1 protein-coding gene is annotated in these 282 nt (G+C 48.2%); it reads right to left on the reverse strand.

Translation table 11 applies throughout. The annotated features are described in order from the left end of the window. On the reverse strand, positions 1-282 hold a 282-nt coding region (locus M3200_RS05515), incomplete at both ends, for an NAD-dependent epimerase/dehydratase family protein (RefSeq protein WP_288178173.1).

Genomic DNA, 282 nt, shown 5'->3' on the forward strand with positions numbered 1-282 from the left:
GAAGATCTCCTGCTCTTCGTGGCCCGATTTCGTATTTCACTTTAACCTCAGTAGCCTTTTCAAAAGCGTGAATGATATCGAGAACGCTGTAAGGGGTGCCTGTTCCCAGGTTAAACACTTCAACGCCCTTGTGGCTAGCTGCATATTCTACTGCCTTTACATGGCCATTTGCCAGGTCCATCACATGAATATAGTCGCGAAGGCAGGTTCCATCTGGTGTGGGATAGTCTCCTCCAAACACCGTGAGATGGTCTCTTCTACCAACTGCCACCTGAGCAATAT

This window comes from Dialister sp. CAG:357, assembly GCF_000435155.1.
Lineage (GTDB): Bacteria > Bacillota > Negativicutes > Veillonellales > Dialisteraceae > Dialister > Dialister hominis.